The organism is Mycobacterium xenopi, from assembly GCF_009936235.1.
GTDB classification, from domain to species: Bacteria; Actinomycetota; Actinomycetes; order Mycobacteriales; family Mycobacteriaceae; genus Mycobacterium; species Mycobacterium xenopi.
The window spans coordinates 2319406-2339431 of record NZ_AP022314.1 but is presented as its reverse complement, the minus strand read 5'-3'; the positions used below and the strand labels follow the sequence as shown (position 1 = coordinate 2339431).

Annotated in this window: 16 protein-coding genes and 3 pseudogenes; 9 read left to right on the top strand and 10 right to left on the bottom strand. The window is 65.3% G+C overall.

The genetic code is table 11. The features are described from left to right. Positions 1 to 24 precede the first annotated feature (24 nt). From MYXE_RS10860 to MYXE_RS24460, 3 genes and pseudogenes are all read right to left on the bottom strand, one after another. Entirely contained in the window at positions 25 to 2352 is a 2328-nt protein-coding gene (locus tag MYXE_RS10860; RefSeq protein WP_085989686.1) for a copper-translocating P-type ATPase, read from the bottom strand. 49 nt (positions 2353 to 2401) lie between these two features. After that, the gene (locus MYXE_RS10855) at positions 2402 to 2713 is read right to left on the bottom strand and encodes a DUF1490 family protein (RefSeq protein WP_019734356.1); all 312 of its coding nucleotides are present in this window, start codon (positions 2711 to 2713) and stop codon (positions 2402 to 2404) included. A 408-nt stretch (positions 2714 to 3121) separates the two neighbouring features. Beyond that, a pseudogene (locus MYXE_RS24460) lies at positions 3122 to 3447 on the bottom strand (cadmium-transporting ATPase); the annotation flags it as partial. A 685-nt stretch (positions 3448 to 4132) separates the two neighbouring features. Between MYXE_RS24460 and MYXE_RS10845 the strand changes: the two are divergent. After that, positions 4133 to 4981 carry a DUF732 domain-containing protein gene (locus tag MYXE_RS10845; protein WP_075362388.1) on the top strand — a complete coding sequence of 283 codons (849 nt, stop codon included), beginning with the start codon at positions 4133 to 4135 and terminating at the stop codon, positions 4979 to 4981. 271 nt (positions 4982 to 5252) lie between these two features. Beyond that, complete coding sequence (locus tag MYXE_RS10840; RefSeq protein WP_019733678.1) at positions 5253 to 5660, top strand: MerR family DNA-binding protein; 408 nt, start codon at positions 5253 to 5255, stop codon at positions 5658 to 5660. A 41-nt stretch (positions 5661 to 5701) separates the two neighbouring features. On the opposite strand, the gene MYXE_RS10835 is transcribed toward MYXE_RS10840, so the two are convergent. Then, positions 5702 to 5965, bottom strand: coding sequence for an SMODS domain-containing nucleotidyltransferase (locus MYXE_RS10835; RefSeq protein ID WP_019733677.1), 264 nt, complete (start codon positions 5963 to 5965; stop codon positions 5702 to 5704). A 324-nt stretch (positions 5966 to 6289) separates the two neighbouring features. Here MYXE_RS10835 and MYXE_RS10830 point away from each other — a divergent pair, with 324 nt between their 5' ends. After that, complete coding sequence (locus tag MYXE_RS10830) at positions 6290 to 7348, top strand: hypothetical protein (RefSeq protein WP_019733676.1); 1059 nt, start codon at positions 6290 to 6292, stop codon at positions 7346 to 7348. A gap of 40 nt (positions 7349 to 7388) precedes the next feature. Then, the gene (locus MYXE_RS10825; RefSeq protein WP_019733675.1) at positions 7389 to 8096 is read left to right on the top strand and encodes a hypothetical protein; all 708 of its coding nucleotides are present in this window, start codon (positions 7389 to 7391) and stop codon (positions 8094 to 8096) included. A gap of 94 nt (positions 8097 to 8190) precedes the next feature. On the opposite strand, the pseudogene MYXE_RS10820 reads toward MYXE_RS10825, so the two are convergent. From MYXE_RS10820 to MYXE_RS10805, 4 genes and pseudogenes are all read right to left on the bottom strand, one after another. After that, positions 8191 to 9880: pseudogene (locus MYXE_RS10820) on the bottom strand (recombinase family protein). Positions 9881 to 10092: 212 nt separating this feature from the next. Next, positions 10093 to 11661 (bottom strand): replication initiator, encoded by a 1569-nt coding sequence (locus MYXE_RS10815; RefSeq protein WP_112650031.1) that lies wholly within the window; start codon positions 11659 to 11661, stop codon positions 10093 to 10095. A gap of 23 nt (positions 11662 to 11684) precedes the next feature. Then, positions 11685 to 13133: an FtsK/SpoIIIE domain-containing protein gene (locus MYXE_RS10810; protein WP_085196567.1), complete on the bottom strand. Its 1449-nt coding sequence runs from the start codon at positions 13131 to 13133 to the stop codon at positions 11685 to 11687. Positions 13134 to 13229: 96 nt separating this feature from the next. After that, positions 13230 to 13574, bottom strand: a complete 345-nt coding sequence (locus tag MYXE_RS10805) for a hypothetical protein (protein ID WP_085196565.1) — start codon at positions 13572 to 13574, stop codon at positions 13230 to 13232. Between the two features lie 521 nt (positions 13575 to 14095). Between MYXE_RS10805 and MYXE_RS24450 the strand changes: the two are divergent. Beyond that, a pseudogene (locus tag MYXE_RS24450) lies at positions 14096 to 14269 on the top strand (helix-turn-helix domain-containing protein); the annotation flags it as partial. Positions 14270 to 14564: 295 nt separating this feature from the next. Next, positions 14565 to 15347 (top strand): hypothetical protein, encoded by a 783-nt coding sequence (locus tag MYXE_RS24445; protein ID WP_232061791.1) that lies wholly within the window; start codon positions 14565 to 14567, stop codon positions 15345 to 15347. 433 nt (positions 15348 to 15780) lie between these two features. Here the strand turns inward: MYXE_RS24445 and MYXE_RS10795 are convergent, their stop codons facing one another. Further along, positions 15781 to 17295, bottom strand: a complete 1515-nt coding sequence (locus MYXE_RS10795) for a multicopper oxidase family protein (RefSeq protein ID WP_085196563.1) — start codon at positions 17293 to 17295, stop codon at positions 15781 to 15783. A gap of 276 nt (positions 17296 to 17571) precedes the next feature. Here MYXE_RS10795 and MYXE_RS10790 point away from each other — a divergent pair, with 276 nt between their 5' ends. Beyond that, positions 17572 to 17916 (top strand): NADH-quinone oxidoreductase subunit A, encoded by a 345-nt coding sequence (locus MYXE_RS10790; protein ID WP_085196561.1) that lies wholly within the window; start codon positions 17572 to 17574, stop codon positions 17914 to 17916. Positions 17917 to 18011: 95 nt separating this feature from the next. Here the strand turns inward: MYXE_RS10790 and MYXE_RS24440 are convergent, their stop codons facing one another. Beyond that, a complete protein-coding gene (locus MYXE_RS24440; RefSeq protein WP_232061790.1) occupies positions 18012 to 18224 on the bottom strand; it encodes a hypothetical protein in 213 nt (70 codons plus the stop codon). Between the two features lie 36 nt (positions 18225 to 18260). On the opposite strand from MYXE_RS24440, the gene MYXE_RS23985 reads away from it, so the two are divergent. Continuing rightward, positions 18261 to 19109, top strand: a complete 849-nt coding sequence (locus MYXE_RS23985; RefSeq protein ID WP_232061789.1) for a hypothetical protein — start codon at positions 18261 to 18263, stop codon at positions 19107 to 19109. Beyond that, on the top strand, positions 19102 to 20025 hold the full coding sequence (locus MYXE_RS10780; protein ID WP_085196585.1) for a complex I subunit 1 family protein: 924 nt from the start codon (positions 19102 to 19104) through the stop codon (positions 20023 to 20025). The genes MYXE_RS23985 and MYXE_RS10780 overlap by 8 nt, the downstream gene beginning before the upstream one ends. The last annotated feature ends 1 nt before the right edge of the window (position 20026 follow it).

Genomic DNA, 20026 nt, shown 5'->3' with positions numbered 1-20026 from the left:
TACTCGCAGACTGCAGACCACATGTCAAGCGTCGCGGCCAAAGCGGCGAAGTCGCAGCGAGTTGGTCACCACGCTGACCGAGGAAAATCCCATCGCCGCGCCTGCGACGATCGGGTTTAGCACGCCGAGCGCGGCGAGGGGAATTGCGGCGGTGTTGTAGCCGAACGCCCAGCCGAGGTTTTGATAAATAGTGCGCAGCGTCAGCCTCGAGAGCTCGATCGAATGGACGACGCCGTCGAGCCGGCCGGACATCAGCGTGATATCGGATGCCTCGATGGCCACGTCGGTGCCGGTGCCGATCGCAATGCCCAGATCGGCCTGCACCAGGGCGGGCGCGTCGTTGACGCCGTCGCCGACCATCGCGACCACGCGGCCCTCGTCTTGGAGTCGGCGCACCTCGGTAACCTTGTCGTGCGGCAACACCTCAGCCAGCACCTGCTCGATGCCGACCTGCTTGGCGATCGCGGCCGCCGTGCGGGTGTTGTCGCCGGTGATCAATGCGACATGCAGCCCCATGGCGCGCAGTTGATGGACCACGTCGGCGGCGTCGTCTTTGACGGTGTCGGCCACGGCGAGCACACCCACAACTTCGCCGTCGCGGCCGACGAAAACCGCGGTGCGGCCTTGTTCTTCGAACTCCGTCGCCGCTGCGGCAAGGTGTTCAGGCAACTTCACGTCGTGCACATCGAGGAGCTTGCGCCGCCCGACCACCACGGGTCGGCCCTCTACCTCGGCGCGCACTCCGTGCCCCGCGAGGTTGGTGAACGCCGTAGCGGCCGGGATCTCCACCCCCCGTTCGTGTGCCCCGGCGACGATCGCCGCGCCGATGGGGTGTTCGGAGCCCGATTCGACCGCGGCGGCAATTCGCAGCACCAGATTGGGCTGACGGCGCTTGTCGGCAATCACGTCGGTGAGTCGCATCTGGGCTTGGGTGAGGGTGCCGGTCTTGTCGAACACCACGGTGTCGATCTTCTTCGAGGCTTCCAGCACCTCACCGCCCTTGACCAGGATCCCCATGTCGGCGCCGCGGCCAGTGCCGACCATGATCGCGGTGGGGGTGGCCAGGCCCAGCGCACACGGGCACGCGATGATCAGCACCGCGACCGCCGCCGTCATGCCGGCGACCGGGTTGGCGGCGAACAGCGTCCAGCCCGCAAACGTCGCCACGGCCACGCCGAGGACAGCTGGCACGAACACCGCCGAGACCCGATCGGCCAAGCGCTGCACCGGGGCCTTGCCGCCCTGGGCCTGTTCGACCAGTCGCACGATCTGCGCCAGCGCGGTGTCGGTCCCTACGGCGGTAGCGCGGATGGTCAGCAGCCCGTCGGTGTTGACGGTGGCCCCGGCAACATGGTCGCCCACCGTTTTTTCGACCGGGACGGACTCGCCGGTCAGCATCGACTCATCAACGCCGGCACGCCCGTCGACGACCTCGCCGTCGACCGGGATCTTCTCCCCCGGCCGCACCCGCAGCAGGTCTCCTACTTGCACCTGATCGATTGGCACAAGGAGCTCCTGGCCGTCGACCAGCAGCCGGGCTTCTTTGGCGCCCATTTCCAACAGCTTGCTGATGGCCTCGAGCGTCTTGCCGTGGGCTTTGGCTTCGAAATAGCGGCCCAGCACCACGAACGCGATGATCAGCGCCGAGGTGTCGAAGAACAGCGGCCCGCCAACGAGGAGCTGATAGGTGGAGTAGATGAACGCGGTCAACGTGCCGAGTGTGATCAGCGTGTCCATGTTCGCGGTTTTCTCCCGCGCCCGTTGGGCCGCCCCCAACAGGAACGGCCACCCGGCTATGAATTGGACGGGCAGCGTCGCGGCGAAGGCCAACCACCCCGCCCACGGGGACGCGGCGAAGAACATCGTCAAGCCAGACGCCAGCAGCCCCAGCGGCCAGGCCAACCAGACCCGCCGCAACCAGGCCCGAATCCCACGCTGGGCCTCCTCGCGCGGCGAGGGCTGACCCTCGGTAACCGGCGCGAGGTGATAGCCGATACCTTTCAGCGCCTCTCGTAGCCTCTCGATCTCCGGCGGAGCTTCTGACTCGTCACTGTGCAGGCCCAGCAGCATCCGCCCGATCCCGCCGACGACCTTCCCCACGATGCCGCCATTGCCGATATCAGCCGACCGCGAAACAGGCGCCGGCTCCGAAGCGGCAGGGCTGCGCTCCACCTCGGTGATCGCCGACAAGACGGCGCCGGTGTCGCATCGCTCGGGCCAATATCGGATCACAACGGATGCCGTGCGCGGATACACACGCACGGTGCGTACACCAGATAGGTTGCCGACCGTCTCCTCGATTGCGACGGCCCGGCCTTCGTCCATACGAAAGCCGTTGGTGTGTATACGCATCCGTCCTGCCGCGTCGGACGCAACGGTCGGGCCCACATCTCGCTGAGCATCAATTGTCAGCATCAGTGGTCCTAGTCTTCCGAGTCCGCCGCGGCTGGGGCGCAACTTCCTCGTCCGCCACCGCTGACAGCGGAGCTTTCTCCCCGCTGCGCTCTATCGCCTCGGCGAACATGTCGGCGGCCGTCAATCGAGCCCGCTCGGCCTTCTCCTCAGCCGTGCGCACGCCGCGAACACCACAGGCCATTGCGGAAACCGTTGCCTCCCGCCACGGAGCCTTCGCCACCACTCGGTGTAGCGCCTCATACGCGGCGAAGGTCAACACGTGGGGCGCCGCCTTCACCAAAAACCCATGCAATGCCATCTCGCACGCTCCCTTCGCAATCGTTGCCCCGGCATGGCTCACGCCTCGGCGGCGCGGGTCGCGTCAGCTGACGGGCCACCCCCAAGGTAAGGGTTGCCCCAAGGGCAAGGTCAAGGGTTAGGTCGCACCAGCGCCGAGGTCGGATTCATCGAGTCCGACGGTTCAACTGCACTGGATTATTCGACCTCTGATGCATAGGTGAATCAGCGCCCGTGCTAGGGCCACCCCGTGGATTTAATGCTATGGCGTTTCATCGGCGAGCTGTATCTGGGCGCGGGTGCGGGTGCCGGTCTTGTCAAACACGACCGTATCGATCTTCTTCGAAGCTTCCAGCCGCCGCTCGATCTCCGGCGGATGGTCTGGCACTCCATGGCGCAGGCGTAATTGCGTTCGCCCTATCCCGCCGGTGACTTTGTCCACTATGCCGCCGTTGCCGAAATCAGCCGAGCGGGGGGCATGCGCGGGCACCGACGCGGCGGGGGTGTGCTGTGCATCGGTGATCGCCGACAAGACGGCAGCGGTGTCGCAGGCAGCGGGCGAATACCGGATCACAACGGATGCCGTTCGCGGATAGACACGCACGGCACGCACACCGCTCAGCTGCCGACCGCATCCTCGATCGCGACGGCCGGGACCGTGTAGATACGAAACCCGTTGGCGGACACATGCATCCGCCCCGCAGCGGCGGATACAACGGTCAACCCAACATCCCGGTCAGGATCAACGGTCAGCATCAGTGATCCTGGCCTTGTCAGTCCGCCGCGGCGGGGGCGCAACTTCGTACGCCGCAAAACTCACCAGGTGGGGCGCCGCCTTCATCTCGCACGCTCTCCCGTCGCTTCGCGTTAGCCGACGAGCAACCCCAAGGTATGGGTTGCCCCCGGGGCAAGGTCAAGGGTTAGGCCACACCGGCGCCGAGGCTGGATTCATCGAGCTCACGCGGGTCCTAACTGGACCCCATCGTTCGTACGTGCGCCGTAACGAAAGACGTTGAAACGCACTTTCTTACGCAATTTCAGTGCGGTTGAACGAAAGCCGACGGCCCGCGACGCGGGCGGGCGGGCGGGCGGGCGGCAAAGAATTACGGCACTGCGCCTTGACCTTGCCCTTGAGGCAATCCCTACCGTTGGAGTCACCGGCGGTGATGCCTCCACCGTAGTCACGCGAAGGAGGCGAACATGAGCTGAGCGACAACGTAATTAGGCCTCGTGGTCCCCGTAGGCCACTGATGCGGCGCACCCACCAACGCCGTAAGCAGATTCATCGATTCGCTACATAGTCCATCACTTCACACCGATCCTTCGAGCACCAGCGCCGTAGCGAAACATTCTGCGACGCAACGGCTCACGTCACAAGACCGACCACGGCATCGCCCGCCCGCGACGCCGTGGGAACCCTAGCAGAATGGAAACCCCTACCATGTTCACCGGCACCACTAGCCACGCCGGTGCCCTGGTCACCGCCATCGTGGTGCTAACCGGCGCCGCAATTCTGAGCGGCGGCGCAGCAGCGGCCGACCCAAACCAGGACGACCAGTTTCTGGCACTGCTCGATAAAGCAGAAATCCCCGCCCTCAAGAACGTTCCGAGCCTCATCGCCACAGCCCATAAAGTCTGTCGCAAACTCGATGGCGGCATGCCGGTGGATGCCTTAGTCGACGAGATGGTGAACAACGCGTATCGCATCGACCCGCCCGAGCGCCTATACGCTCCCGGCCGCCTCGCGCGCACCGAGGCCCGATTCATTACCGCGGCAGTGGAGATCTACTGCCCGTACCACCGGGGCAAGATAGCTTCCATCATGGCTAATCGCGCGCCGGGATCGAGGCAACCGACGCACCGGCTCGCCGCGTACGCGCATGACACAGTCACCTCAGGAAGCGATCTGCGGGACACGCCGCCGGGGTTGGACATGACCAATATGCCGGCGGCGGGCCGCACAATGCTCGCCTCACTGATCGGAGCGGTTCCCGCGGGGGATCCCCTCCTACCGAACCCGCCGCAGATTCCGGCGCCACCGCCCCCGACGGCGCATATCCTGGCACCGCCCCCGCCGATAGCCGCACCGCCGCCACCAAAACAATCGCCGCCGCAACCGCAAGAGGTGGAGCCCCCTGCCGATGCTCCTCCGGGGGGCCCTGCCGGCGGCGGTGGCAACGGCGGTGGCGGCATCGGCGGCGGAGGCAGTGGTGGCAACGCCGGTGGCGGTCCGGTGGAGCCGTCGCCGGCGCGACCCATGCCTCCGGGCTTTGTCAGGCTCGCACCGTGAGAGGCTGCCGCGGCGTACCCTTGACCTTGCCCCTGGGGCAACCCCTACCGTTGGAGTCACCGTCGACGTTGCCGTTCGCGACGGAGCGCGGCGTCGCCGGACCACTCTTGCAATTCAGCTGGAATAGGAGGAAGGGGAAACGGACTCGTCGGCACCGCGCCCCTAACGACCAATGAGTGAGGCAGCTGCATCCGGGACTCGCACGGCTACGCTTGAACCTCGCAGCTGGGAAGGGTCATCGATAGCGGCCGCCGTCCGTGAACGGACCCTAGTGACGCACACCATCGGTGACGCCGCCAAAGCCATTGGCGTGTCCGCCAAGGCCATCCGGATCTGGGAAGCCAAGGGCCTGCTGCCGCCTGCTGAGCGCACCCAAGCCGGCTACCGGCTGTTCAGCGACCACGACATCGCGATCCTGCGGTTCATTCTTCGGGCCCGGACCCTCGGCCTGACGTTGTCGGAGATCAAAGACATCCTCGACCTGCATCGCCACGGCACGGCGCCCTGTGAGCAGGTCACCGCCCTGCTCGACAAGCACATTCGCGACATCGACCGCGCCATCGCCGACCTACGCGCCCTACGCACCACCCTGACCACCGCGCTACAAACCGCCCGCAGCGATCAACGCCGCGGACGCGCTGCCACCGTCTGCCGCATCATTGAATCCCCAACGGCATAAGGAGACCACCTACGAGGCCGGGGTCGATCAGAAATTGGTCGTCAGGTGTGCATGGAGTTGGCGTAGACGAGCCGCACGCAGCGGCACTTCCGTGAGTGCGGCATGGTGCCGTAGGTGCTGTGCCGGTGAAGGGCGGCGTGGACCTCACCGATGCAGGCCTTGGGGTTGTCGGCCCAGTCCGGGTTCTCGCTCATATCGAGCATGAAGTCGGCGTCAAACTCGTTGTCGCCGACGGCGGGGTCGATGATGGTGCGATGCGCCCACGAACCTTGCGGCCTCTTGCCGGTAATCAGCGAGTTGCACATCCTAAGCAGGGATGACGAGTCGTTTCGTGCTGTCGCCGAGCAGTCGCGTGCCGAGGACTCTTTCCGGCATCCAGGCGGCGAGTATGGCGTCGCCACGCCAACTGAGATCGCCCATCTATGACGCGAAAGCGCTGCGGCAAGCATTGATCGGCGCACATCGACCCGAAGTGCGAAGACCCGCAGCGTGCCGCTCCTACGTACAGCACGCCGGCGTCAACTGAGCGAACCGGCATTCCGCGAGACACGTGACCGACAAGCATCCACTGAAGACGCCGTTCGGTGTTCGGTATAGACCGAACACCGAAAGCATGCGAGGATCTACCCATGACAGGATCGCTCCGCACCGAGATGAACGCTGTCGACGAACTCGCCGACGCCGTGGCCGCGGTGGGGCTCAAGTTCGTGCGCGCGAACGAAGCGAACGATCTGCACGCGGACGGGGTCCTCGTCTTGCCCGACAACCGCCAGCTGCTCGTCGAGGTCAAAACCTCGTCACTAATGACCACAAAGGGCCTGCGGGACCAGCTGCAACTGTGGAGTCACCAACTGCGCGCGAACACCGTCGGCGTGGTCGTAGCCAACCGCATTACGGCCGATGCGCGCGAAGAGCTCCGCGCTGCCGGCTGGAGCTGGTTGGACACTCGCGGCCACCTACGGCTCGCCGCCAATGGACTGCTGGTAGACGCGAACGTGCCGGCTGCCATGCGCGCGCCACGCCGGCGCGAACCGTTCGCCGGTCAAGTTGGCATCGAATTAGCGTCAGCCATGCTGCTCACACCCGACCGCGTGGTCTCCATTCGTCCCCTCGCCACGCAGATCGACCGCGCCCCCAGCTCGGTATCCGACACGATTGCCGCGTTCCGCGACGCCAACCTGATCACTCCGGCCGGGCACCCTAGAACACCAGAGCTCTTCTGGGAGTTAGCGTCACGGTGGAAGCCCACCGACTTCGCCGTCGCAAATGAGCCGCGAGAGGGTGGCCTGCTTAATGCACTGCGGGTGAATCTCGACGACTTCGACAAGCCGGGATGGGCGCTCAGCGATTCGCGCGCGGCCGCCGTATACGGCGCGCCGATCGCGATCAGATCAAACCATCCACCGGTGCTCTACGTTCCCGACCAGCAGGTGATGCGCCGCGCAGCCAAACTGCTCGCACCCGCGCGCGAGCACATCACGCCCACAGCCGTCGTGCGTGTTGCACCCACGCCCCTGGTTTGCATATACCGGCAAGATCCAGTGGATTTTCCCGGCAACGGGAACAGTGAGTACTGGCCCATGACCCGCCCCCTATTCGTGGCTCTCGACCTGGCCCAGGACCCAGGTCGAGGGCGCGAGATACTGGATAGCTGGACTCCCCCAGAGCCGTGGTCTCGTGTCTGGTAAACAGCTTCAGACCCCTCGGGTAGAGCTGCTGGGCGCCCAAATGTCGGCACTGGCGGACGCAATCCGCACTACCCAGACCCTGACTGGCCAGCCTGTGACGGTGATCGGAGGTCTGGCTGTGATATGCCGTCTCAGCACCCCGCATCGTGCCACCAGCGACCTCGACATCGTCAACCGCCGCAACGACCATCAAGCCCCTCAGCTCGAACTGCTGATAGCGAAGAGCGAGCCGGTCGAAGGACGCAACGCGGCGCTGGTCACGACTGCGGCCGGAAAAGTGATCGTTGACGTCTTGGAAGTGGCCGACGCCGATTTGCACCCGCTGCCCGACGATCCCACCGGCCGGCTCTTCGTGCTGTCGCACGCCTGGGCTGCTGCCACCGCGACTCCGGTCATCATGGGTGTGCACGGACAGCCTGATATCGCGGTTGCAGTTGCCGAGCCCGGCCCGCTGATCGCCATGAAACTTCAAGCGACCTTCGATCGCGGCAAAGCCAAGGAAGGCACGGACTTGCTTGACATCGTCCGACTCACTTTGGATCAACAATCGGGACCCACAGTGCGAGAGCAGCTTTCACTGGCTGAGTCCCAGCTCGCGCGGGACATCGCACAACACGTGGAGTTCTGCCTCGACGCGCGTGCCGACCGATCGCTATCACTGATCAACGCAATCCCCGAAGGCGCCGATTTACGTCTCGATGACATCCACCTCGCCGCCGAGCTACTCAGCGGAGCGCTAGGCCACTGACCGCTGAACCTCACTTTGGAGCAGCACAAGCTTGCACTGATTCGTTCGTCAGTAGTTGCCAGCGCGGCGTCGGCAGAATAATGACTCGTCAGGATCAACGGCTCAGCTGGAAGACCTCAACTCGTGTCGCACGTGGCCAAGTCCCCCCTCGGACACATCCGGCGACACGACTTAAGTCGGCCGTCGCCTTGACTTGTCGCAGATGCGGATCGTAATCAAGGCGGAGCCCCAGGCTCGCGTACACCTCGGCGCGTTCCGCCCCGGTAGCCGCACCGAGCACGGCTGACAGCCCACCCAGTTCCTCGACCAATTCGCTGATCTGTGCCGCAGACATGACCCGGGGCCGCTCCGCTTGCTCAAGACGGGCCTTCAGCTCGTCGCGCTCGGCGGTGCGGCGACGCAATGCGGCGGTCAAGTCCTCCACGGCCACGCCAGACTCCACGGCGCTAACCAAAGCAGTAAACCTTGGCATTCGCCTCGCGAAGCTGGCGCTGCAAGGCCGCGTAGCCAGCCCCGGCTACCGGGTCCACCTCTTGCCCCCGCGCCAGGTCTTCCGGATCGGCCAAGGACGCGATCCACTCGTCGAGCCGGGAGGTCACCGCATCCTCACGGAGATAGACGGTGCGCGGGTGATCGATCAGGTCCATGGGCACCGAACGCGACTTACCCAGCTCACAACGGTAGAGGATGCGGGTCGTTCGTTTCCCGACGCGAGCGGCGCCCTGCATCCGCCGTCCACACGCGGCACAGAAGAGCAGCCCGCGCAGCGCATACGGCACCGTCGATTCCCTGCTGCACACAAGGCCGGGACCACGCCGTGCCTGCGTCCGAAGGCGAACAGCCTGCACCAGTTCATCGGGAATTAGCGCTTGATGCGTGCGGCGGTCTGGTGCGATCCAGTCGGCCTCATCGCGCCACCGCATACGAGTCTCATACCCCGCCGCGACATCGTCGGGGTTGACCAGAACCTCGTATTTCTCCTGCTTGCCCCAAACACGGATACCGCGGTAGGCCGGGTTGTCGAGTATCGCGCGGATCGCCGAATGGGACCATCCTCGCGGGTCACGATGACGATTCCGCGCCGGGTCGTACTGGCTCGGTGACGGCACGCCATCGTCGGTGAGCTGTTGCGCAATGTAACGCAGGCCCGCTCCGTCGGCGTACATGCGGTAGATCCGCTCGACGACCGAAGATGTCGCGGGGTCAGGTTCGAGGCGGTGAAGCCGCTGCCCGAGATTGGCCTTGGCAGGGTTTGGGTGCGGGCCGGCATCGACGAGCCGGTAACCGTAGGGTGGTCGACCACCGAGGTATCTGGCGGTGTCCTGCGCGAGTGCTGACATCGCCGTACGGACGCGCATCTGGATGCGAGCGCGCTCTCCCTTGCTCATGCCGCCGAACGGAGTCATCACCAGGTCGTGTGCCTCGGAGCCGGGATCGACCGCTCCGCCGACCTCGGGCACCCACAAGCCAACTCCGTAGTGCGTGAGCACTGGGAAAGTGAGCGCGAACTGCGGCCCATAGAACGCGCGAGCGGGCTCCCCGATCACTACGGCATCAAAGCTACGGTCCCGACAAGCGACATCAGCAAGGAGACGTGACGCCTCCGGCCTACGCTTCCACGGCAACGAGCGGCTCTGTCCCACATCGAAGTAGTCAGCGGCGAGGACTCCGCCGCGCGGAGCGATCAGGTCCATGGCACGCCGCTTCTGCCAGCTGCGGCTCGCCTCCGGGTCTTGAGCGTCCTCCGTGCTCACTCGGCCATAGAAGGCGAACGTCAGGCTCACGCCACTCCCCTTCCTGATCCGAGCATCCGGTCCCGCACAGCCATTATCACGTGTACCAGCGCGCGGTTGGCTTCGCACGAAAGTCGATAGTGGTCGGGCAGGACAATTTCAACACTCCCCTCTGACATGGCCGGCACATCGATTCGATCGGCACACTTGGAGCGAGCATGTGCTGTTCGGGACGTGTCAGTCATCGCGTCCCCTGGCGGATCTCATTGTTGGTCAGGGGCTTGGCGACGGGCTTCCACTAGCCCGATGCGGCGGATGTGGATGCGTCGGAGGGCCGCGGAATAGACGAGGGTGCGGTCGCCGGGGGTGGTGTGTCCGGCGTGGTCGAACTCCCATAGCATCTCATCGGTGTCGATTGGTGACGGGCACCGTCTGTCAGAGGCCATCGACCGATCGATGGATTGTGTGTCGTCTTGTCGCCCTGAGTGTTTGGCCATCTGGTGGCGGGTCCAGGTGGCGCGGGCCGCGCGCAGGGCACCCATGGTGGTCGAGTAGTGTCGGGATTTGGTGGTGATGTGGCCGCGGTAGCCTAGGGTGTGCAGCCAGCGCCCGATCCCTGCCAAAGGTCCTCCCTCCGCGGTGTGTTCGGAGAGTTCGGCGATGGTGGACAGGATGGCGCGCACGTGTTCGCTGACGTCTAGGTCGCTGATCGCTTCTGCGGTGAGGCGTCGGGCGGTGATGCCGAAGTCGTGCAGGGATTTGGTGACGTATTTGGCCAGGTATGCCGCGACCCGGCGCGGCGAGAGCCGCGATGCCGTCGTGCGCGCGGAATAGTTGGTTGTGGGATCGTTTGCGGCTGTGGTGGTTTCGGGTGTCAATGGTTGGGTGTCGATCTGGGTGCCGAACCACAGCGCCCGCCCTGCCTCGTGGTCGGAGTCGCTGCCGCCGGTGGCTACCTCGATGCTGACGTGGCGCGCGGCCTGCTGAATCAGGGCGGCCAGGTCGATGGCGGTGATCGGTGAGATCCAGTCGGTGTGCTGGTCGGTTATCGAGCGGGGCTCCCGACCACCCCGAAGGGCGGCGGGGCCGTGACGATCGTGGTCACCTGGTTTCGTGGTCTTGGCTGGTGGTGGGTCGAGGCGGATCAGGGCATGGATGTGTGGGATGGCGCGGGCTTGCATTTCAACGACTTTGACGAAGCTGACCCGCACCGAATCCGCTTCTACCCCAACGGCTTTCAGCTGGGTTGTGACAGCTCGCCGTAGCGCGATGGTGAAGCGCCGCCACAGCTCGGGCAGGTGCCAGGTGAACAAGACATGCCCGCGGTAGTCGTAGCACTGCCGGCACAGCGGCTGGCCCACCATAGGGTCATCAACGGCGTGGGTTATGTTGCAGCGCAGTGGTGTTCCGTGCTGGCAGCGGCCCGCCGATCCGCTGAGCTTAGCCTGGCAGGGTGTGCCGCTGGCATTGTGCACGACGCCGTAACTGGGCGCGGTCAGAGTGGCGAACACCTGCGGACGGCTAACGACTTCAGCGGGTATGTCGTGGTGGCCGCCGGCGGCTCCGGCGTGTACGAGTTGCCAGGTGTCGCGGGCATATAGGTCTGAGCATGATGGGCACACCGTCGCGCGGCGGTTGTTGCAGCGCGTCCACACGGTGTGCCGACGCCCGCCCGTGTCGGTGCCGCGCAGTTGGATGGGGTGGGCGCAAAACCCGACCGATTCGGCGCGGTGCCACCACGACCCGTAACTCGGTGAGGCGGCGCGGCGCAACATCTGCGTGATCACCGGCCCGGGATCTACGGTGGTCGGTAGGCCTGGCAACACGATCATCGGGCTGTCCGCCACGACGGTGCTCACCGCTGCCCCTGATTGTCGTGGTGATCGGTGCCAGGGTCTGCGCTGTTGTCACTGCCCTGTGTGCGGGGTCTGGGTGCGGGAAAGGTTCGGGCCAACAGCGTGATGTCACGGTCGGTGACGTGAAATGCCCGCACCCGTATCGGGTCGGCGGTGCCGTCGACCATCACGTACCCGACACCGGGCGTGGCATCGGCGATCAAGTCGCATTCGGCGCCGGCATCGTGGGCACCTTGGCCCAATACCATCGCGGTTTGGGTGGCTTCGGTCATGCGCAGCCCGATCCGCACGGTGAACAGCTGCCGCACCGGCACGGTGTCTTTGGCCGGGTCTTGCACCGCGGCCACCACCGATATCCCGACTGCGCGGCCCTGGGAGAGCAGCAGACCGAGTAGTTGTTCGATTTCGGTGCGCAGTTTGCGGTCGGTGAGATAAGCGGTCAACGCGGCGATCTCGTCGATAACCACCACGATCAGCGGTTCCGTGGTACTAGGGGTGTGCAGGCGGGTGTGTCCGCGCAGCCGGTTGGCCCGCGCGTGCATCACTGCCACCAGCTGGCGCAGCAGTTCGACGGTGGGGTGGCCGGTGTGGTGGCAGAACTGGGTGAACATCGGGGCGCCAGCCCCCAGCTCCATGCCGCCTTTGGGGTCGATCACGCATAACCGCACCCGCCCGGTCTTCACGTGTGGTGCCAGTCCCGCGATCAGCGACCACAGCACCGAGCCCTTCCCGGCTCCGGTGGCACCGGCGATCAGGATGTGCTGGCCCAACACGGGGAGCCGCCACCAGGTCCGCGTCTCGGTGATTCCGACCCGCACCGCGGCCAGATTGACTGTGGTTACCCGGGTCGGCATGGGTAGGGCAATGGGTTGGGCCAGCACGTCGCCTCGGTTGATGATGATGCGCAGCTCGCCGGGGGTGGTGGCGCGGATCGTCAATCGCTCGGCCCGCCACGCCGCCGCCAGTGCCGCACCGCGTTTCTGCCAATCGTTGATCGACTGGCCGGTCACCAGCCGCACGGTTAGCACGTCGGCGGGGCTGCCGATCTGCACCGACCGCAGTGCCGGCGCCAAGGTTCGGTCACCGAGCCGGGCGGTCAAACCGTGCAGGGTGCACACCGACTCCCAGTTGCGGCGGTATCGCCACCACGACAGCGAGCGCTGCCGCACCGGCGTGGTCACCCACACGGTGAACGAGGACGGCTCCACGACTGCCCAGCCGATATAGGCCGCGACGGCCAGGACGGCAGTCAGCAGACCCGCGCGGGTGCCGTGGGCGATGGCGACCCAGATCGTCAGGATTACCGGAATGCTGAGCGTGGGGAACAGGATTGCCCACCACAGCAGCTGTCCGGCGGCTTTGGCCAGCGACCAGATCAGCTCGCCGATCCATTCATCATTAGATGACTGACTAGTGTTGTGGTTCTTACGGTTTGAGGTGTTCGACATGATGGCACGCTTTCCATTACGACGGGTTGTGGTATTGCCGGGGAGGCTGGCCCGACAGCTCGCGTTCGTGCGGGTGCTGTCGGGCCAGACCCTCGGTTAGCGGGCCTGCTGGCCCGCCTTCGGGGCGGCCGCTGCCGGGTCGGCGGCAGCGGTGATGGCCTCGGCGCGATACGCGATGCCCGAGCGGCCGTCCTGCGACCACGGCAACGCCACCAGACCCGACACCGCAACGGGTTGCCCGACAATCGCTTTCGGCTCACCAATCACGGTCACCGCCAGCACTTCGCCGCCGGTGGCGTCCAGGGCGATCAACTGCACCAGCCACAACGCCTGCCCGGTGGCTTTGTCGATGTGTGGTGCGCCGGTGTCGAAATTGGTGCGCTGCTCGGGAATTCGGGTGCAGAGAAACGTCACGCCGGTGGTGTCGATTCGCAACTTCATGATGATGTGTCCTGTCTTCTCGGGTGAGCGGCCCAACGGTGTTGTTGGGCGCAGCACCAGTGCAGCCGGACAACGATGCGGTCGCGAACGACAGACTCAAACACACAGTGGGGCTGTGCAAAACTGTGCGCTACCCGCACCGTCGGGCGCTGATTCACGGGTTGCCGCCGCCCGCCGGTGCCCGCGCTTGTCATCAACGCCGCCAACGAGGGAGCCGGTAGGGTGTGCGGCAACCGCGCACATGAGACGACAACGACGCGCCAGGATGGTGTCGCAGGTGGGGGTGAGATGTTCGCACTGCTGGTCGGGTTCAGCGTTCGCCCAGGACACGAGGACGCCTTCGACGCACTCGTCGCCCACACACTGGCCGCGATCACTACCGAGGAACCCGACACGATCGTGTATGCCAGCCACATCCACGCCGGCGAGCCCAGCCGCGCCACACATCCGCCGGTTCCTGGCCGAGCGGACTCAACACCTGGCCCACGCGCCCGAGGTGTGGACACTTGCGCCCGTTGCCGGTGCGATCAACGGAAGGCCATTTCGAGGCGACGGTGCCCCGCGCTGACCCCACACCCGGCGAACTGGTCAGCCGCTACCGAAACGAGAAGAACTGGTCACGAGAGCGCTTGGCCAGTCAGATGCACAGATCGGCCAGTTGGGTTGCCCAGATCGAACGCGGCGAAATACGACTGATCGACCTCACCGTCATACAACGGCTGGCTGCGGTGCTCGGCGCGCCGCTACAGGAGTTCATCGAGGCCGCGCTGGGACCCGACACCGAGACCGTCCGGAACCGGCCCTACGTGGAGCGGCTTCGTCTGGCCATCGCCGGCCATCCCGCCCCCGACAGCATCATCACGCGGGTCGCCGACGGGCCGACCCTGCGACCTGGAATCACTGCGACAACGCACTCTGCACGTCTGGCAGCATATCCACGCCAGCGCCTACCGCGACACAGGGCCAGCAATCGCTACTCTCATCAGCGAGTTGGAAAAAGCCAGCCGCACCGCTGCGAAAACTCAACGCCCCGAACTCCTTTCGCTGCTTGCCCAGACCTATCAAGCCGCCGCGGCGATGCTGGTCAAAGTCGGCGACCGCGGTGCGGGATGGGTCGCCGCCGACCGCGCCATCGCCGCCGCCGAACGAACCCACGACCCCGCCCTGATCCTGGCCGGTCAACTACGCATGGCCCGCACCCTGCTCGACTCCAGCGAACAAGCACTGGCCCGCCACGTCTTAACCCAAGCAACCCAACGACACGAAACCATCATCGCCGGCGGCGATCACGGCCTGATCTCCCTCGTGGGCTCCAGCGCGCTGCTGCTGGCGATTCTGCACGCCCGCGACGCCAACACCGCAGACGCCGAACAATGCCTGACGGTGGCACGTCGGCTCGCCACCGTCCTGGGCGCCGACCGCAACCACCACGACACCGAATTCGGACCCACCAACGTGGCCATGCACGCCGTGGGCGTCGCGGTCGAACTCGGCAACGGACAACAAGCTCTCGATCGCGCCGCACATGTCCGCCACCCCGAGCAGCTCTCCCCCGAACGCCAGGCCCGCTACCTGGTCGACATCGCCCGAGCCCATCTACTGACCCGCTCCGGCCGCGAGGCGCTGCGAGCCCTGATCAAAGCCGAACAGATCGCTGTCGAAGAACTCGCCGAATCACCCCGCGTCGCCGAACTCATCGACGACATCGAAGCCCTCAACCGACGCCCGCGCCTGTCCGGCCTGCGTGAACTCCGGCAACGCCTCTACAGCTAAACGCCACTCGCGATCCCGCGACACGGCCGCTGCGTGCCCGCCGCCTCGGCCACCGCAGCACCGTTCCCACAGCTCACCGCCAACTCGAGCTGATCGTGCCTGCCCGGCGGGCGGCTACCTCCGGGCTCCGCTGCACTCCCTCTGCTTCCGTCCGCTGGCGCTCCCGTCCGCGCCGGTCGCTGCACTGCGCCCTGCGTCCGCCGCCCGCCAACGAAACCAGCCGCCAAGTGAGCCGTGGGAGAACTTCCGCCGGCCGGACAACGGGCAGCGATCACCGTGCGCATGGCGCTCCCAAGCGCAGCCGTCGAGTCGCCCTCGCAGCCGCAGATCAGATCACGATCGACTCCTGAAAACGATGTCTGACATCGGCGGTGAGGAGTTTCTTTACTGGGATCAAGTCGAGCAGGCTATCCATGAGCCGTCCGCGGATAGATCAGATTTTGTAGTCCAGGCGGGTCATCATCCCGGCTTCTTGGTGGTAGGTGTTGTGGCAGTGTAATAGCCAGGTGCCGGGGTTGTCGGCGACGAGGATCGCGTTGACTTTTTGTTTGGGCAGCACATTCACGGTGTCTTTGCGCGGGCCCGGGCTGCCGTCGGTTTTGATCACTTGAAACGTGTGGCCGTGCAAGTGCATTGGATGCCACATGGCCGTGGTGTTATCAAATGTCAGCAGGGCGCGCCGGCCCTGCCTTATGCTTAGTGGCTGGGTTTTGCTGTAGGGCTGGCCGTTGATCGTCCAGTCGTACTTCATCATGTCGCCCTGCACGGCCACCGATAGCTTGACGTCGGGTTTGGTTGGGCCTAAGTCGACTGTCGGTGTGGCAGTGAATGTTTCGACGGTGCCGATCCGTTTGGTCAGTTCGGGCGGTCGGAAGCCCGGATCTGGCGCGGTCCCCGCAGCGGTGGTGAGGAGGGCTCGTCCGACGGCGTTTTTGCCTTCGGCGAGTGCGACCAGCGGGAAGACGCCGTCGGCTGCGGTGATGATCACGTCGTAGCGTTCGGCCATGCCTATCAGCAGGGCATCGACCTCGGTGGGCACCACGGGGCGGCCGTCGGTGTGGGTGACGGTCATTGAATGCCCGGCCAGCGCGACCCGGAAGGCGGTGTCGGAGCCGGCGTTGATGAACCGGATCCGGATCCGCTGTCCGGGTTTGACGCTAAAGGTGCTGGGAGCTGCGGGGATTCGACCGTTGACCAGATAGTACGGGTAGTTGATATCTCCGGCGTCGCCGCCGAGCAAGTCGCTCATGGCGGCACCGTCCATCGTCGTTCCCACCATGCCGGGCATGTTGTCCATGTTGGATCGCCGCTGGTTGGTGAGGTCGTCGTACAGCTGTTGGGGGGTCTTGCCGATGCCGTCGGTCCAGTCGTCGAGCATGACGATCCATTCGGCGTCATAGCCGCCGGGCTCGGTTGGGTCGTCGACGATGACAGGCAGATACAGCCCGTAGTCGGCGTCGAGGCCGACGTGCGGATGCGCCCAGTAAGTCCCCGAGTGCGGAACCGAAAACCGGTAGGTGAACTGCTGGCCGGCCTTGATGTTCGCGGTAGCGGGTTCGGCGCCGTCCATGTCATTGCGTAGCGCGATGCCATGCCAGTGCACCGAGGTGGGCCGGTTGAGCCGGTTGGTGACGGTGAGCGCGAGTTCGTCGCCGACATTGGCCCGGATCAGCCGGCCAGGAATCGTGTTGCCGTATGCCAGCGTCTGGACGCTGACACCACCCAAGTCGATGGTGGCCTGCTGTGGAGCCAAGGTGGCGGTGACGGTGCGCCCACTGTGTGGTCGTGCCGCCTCGGTCACCGCGATGGCATCGGCCACTGCGGCGTCGCGTGTCGCTGTGGTTGGTGTCGATCGACCGCAGCCGGCTAAGGTAAATCCAGCGGCGACGCTGGTGGCGATGAAGCCGCGCCTGTTGAGCTGCACCGTGCCGAACGGTGATCTCGTCATACGAGCGCCCGCCTCCCGATTTGTTCGATCTCACACCTCACCTGATATACCCTGCCCAGGTATACCGAGAATTGCAACCCTGTCCTTCGCTCGGCTTACCAGGCTGGGCTTGCAGAAAGGCGAATCGTGCAAGCGCGGGGCTTGTTGATCAATTCAGGCGTGTTTACTTCATACCGGTACCGGGTATAGAGTGCGCCAGGTGGATGCTCGTACAGCGGGCATCGGTTCGAGGCCTCCAACGAATATCGGCGACCGCACTGCTGAAGGGAGTCCGCCGTGTACTCGGGGTTGGGCTGGACGCTACTGGCATCACTAGCCGGCCTTGCGGCACTTTATGGGGTTCATCGTTTCACGGCAGTGGTGCCTGATGCACTGATCTCGCTTCCGTATCAGTCCGGCTGGCTGCCCGAGCAGCATGCGCTGTCGCGCTATCACGCGCGGTGGTATCCGGCGACGCTGGTGTTTCTGGCGTTCGACGTCGAGATGCTGTTCATGTATCCCTGGGCAGTCGTTGTCGCACGGATGGGCGTCACGGCGGTGATCGAGATGTTTGTGTTCCTGGGCGCATTGCTCGTCGCGGTGGTATGGGCATGGCGAGAGGGCGCGCTGCGATGGGCGTGAACGACATGCTGGCTAGGTGCGCGGCGCGCCGGGCGCATGCTCTGGTCGCTGAAGTGCCGGGGAATTGGTCACTGCGCGCGCAGGTCGAACGGCGGCTAGCCGCTGGCGGGTGGTGTGAGGCTGACTCGCCAGCCGACGCCGATGTCCTCGTGGTGTGCGGCTCGCCTGGACCTGAGCTTGCTGCAGCCGTCGACCGCATCTGGGATCAGTTGCCTGGCCCGCGGGTCCGGATTGGCGTCGATGATCCGCAAGCTGTGGACGCCGCACTGGCCGGTGCGGCTGAGGAACTGCTGGAGGTCGCTCAGCACCGACACGACGGGCGTCAACGTCCCCAATCGCCGGAGGTGAACGGTGAACACGGTGGCGCAGACTCGTCCGAAAGCCATGTGAATCATGGGCATACCGACGACGACCATATGCACCACGGCAATCACCACACGCACCACGAGCACGACATGGACCACGGCGGCGAGCACCACATGCATCACGGCCACATGCAGATGGCTCCACAGGGCATCGCCCTCGCCGAGGGCGGTGAAGATCGTGACGGTCTGGAAATGGACGTCCTACACGTACGCCTGGGTCCGGTCCTTCGCCACTGGCCGGCGGGCCTGGTGCTGCGGTGCACTTTGCAGGGAGACGTTCTTACTGGCGGCCAGGCGTGGATCGTCGACCACGGCCACCAGCACCATGGGCTCGCGGCCGTCTCGTCAGCAATTAGCGTGTCGTTGCGGGCTGCGCGACGATGCGACCACATCGTGGATCTGCTGGCCTTGGCCGGATGGTCACGCGCCGCCGACATCGCCCGGGACGTCCGCGACATGCTACTGGATGCGCCAGACACCGGTCGGGTGCAGGCATCAGTCGGGAAATTGCTTGGCGTGCTTCGTCGGTCGCGACTGCTGCGCTGGTCACTGCGCGGCCTGACACCCTTGACCGCCGCGGATCTGGAACGACACGACTTGCCAGCCGTGCTTGCCGGGGACACCTACGACCGGCTCCTTGCCCAGGCGCATGAATTACGAGATATGGTATCAGATCCCTTGGCAGGCAGGCTGTTTAACTTTGATCGGACAACCAGAATCGACGCGCTGCCTGATCTACTGGATGGTGCCGAACTGGCCACCGCTCGACTGGCGGTGGCCAGTTTCGGTATCGATACGACGCCGGCTGATGCGAATCGCCATGGCTGAGGCGACCACCACGACCGTGCCCGGCGTTTGGGCCTTTGCTGCCGCGGCGTTGCTGTCGCTGCTCGCGCTGTACGCCGCCAGCGTTAACGGGGTGCTCACCACGCGCGGGCACACCGCACGAGCCATCGCCACACCGCTGTGGGAGACCGCGCGCTTGATGCGGCAGCGCCGCCGCACCACCGTGGCTGCCGACAGGCTGCTATGGCGGGCGGGTGGTGCCGGCTTGCTTGTCGTCGCCCTGCTGATGGTGGCGGTAGTGCCGCTCGGGCGGTGGACGCTGGTCGATCTCGATGTCGGTGTGGTCTGGTTCAACGCGATGGACGTGATGGTGTGGGCGTTGGTGTGGCTTGCCGGATGGGGGCCTAACTCCGCACATTCACTCGTTGGCGGCTACCGCTTTTTAGCCCACGCACTGGGGTACGAGCTGCCGCTGATGTTCGCGCTCGTCGCCCCGGCTATCGCAGCGCAGAGCCTGCATATCGGCACTGTCGTGGCTACCCAGCGCGCCTTGTGGTTCGCGGTGTGGATGCCGATCGCTTTCGTGGTCTATTGCATTGGCGTAGTGGGCTTTTCCGTGTGGGGTCCATTTATCCCGGCGATCGGTGCCGACATCGCCGGCGGAGTGACCGTTGAACTATCTGGGGTTGATCGGCTGGTTTTCCTAGCTGGCCGGTATGCGCTGCTCGCCGCGGGCGCGGCGTTCGCGGTGCCGATGTTTCTCGGCGGCGGTGCCGGACCATTGCTGCCGGACTGGATGTGGGTGCTGGTGAAAACCGTGGCGCTGCTGACGGCATTCGTGTGGTTGCGTCGGCGGGTTCCGGTGTTTCGCCCGGACAAGTTCATGGAAATCGGCTGGGTGGTGTTGTTGCCGGCCGTGCTGGTGCAAGACCTCGTTGTCGCCGTCATCGCCGTCTGAA

Excerpts from the sequence above, each read along its gene's own strand:
- MYXE_RS10815 (WP_112650031.1), bottom strand. The coding sequence starts at position 11,661 with ATGATCGTGTTGCCAGGCCTACCGACCACCGTAGATCCCGGGCCGGTG.
- MYXE_RS10855 (WP_019734356.1), bottom strand. The coding sequence starts at position 2,713 with ATGGCATTGCATGGGTTTTTGGTGAAGGCGGCGCCCCACGTGTTGACC.
- MYXE_RS10835 (WP_019733677.1), bottom strand. The coding sequence starts at position 5,965 with ATGTGCAACTCGCTGATTACCGGCAAGAGGCCGCAAGGTTCGTGGGCG.
- MYXE_RS10810 (WP_085196567.1), bottom strand. The coding sequence starts at position 13,133 with ATGTCGAACACCTCAAACCGTAAGAACCACAACACTAGTCAGTCATCT.
- MYXE_RS10845 (WP_075362388.1), top strand. The coding sequence starts at position 4,133 with ATGTTCACCGGCACCACTAGCCACGCCGGTGCCCTGGTCACCGCCATC.
- MYXE_RS10780 (WP_085196585.1), top strand. The coding sequence starts at position 19,102 with ATGGCTGAGGCGACCACCACGACCGTGCCCGGCGTTTGGGCCTTTGCT.
- MYXE_RS10805 (WP_085196565.1), bottom strand. The coding sequence starts at position 13,574 with ATGAAGTTGCGAATCGACACCACCGGCGTGACGTTTCTCTGCACCCGA.
- MYXE_RS10795 (WP_085196563.1), bottom strand. The coding sequence starts at position 17,295 with ATGACGAGATCACCGTTCGGCACGGTGCAGCTCAACAGGCGCGGCTTC.
- MYXE_RS10860 (WP_085989686.1), bottom strand. The coding sequence starts at position 2,352 with ATGCGTATACACACCAACGGCTTTCGTATGGACGAAGGCCGGGCCGTC.
- MYXE_RS10825 (WP_019733675.1), top strand. The coding sequence starts at position 7,389 with ATGTCGGCACTGGCGGACGCAATCCGCACTACCCAGACCCTGACTGGC.
- MYXE_RS10830 (WP_019733676.1), top strand. The coding sequence starts at position 6,290 with ATGACAGGATCGCTCCGCACCGAGATGAACGCTGTCGACGAACTCGCC.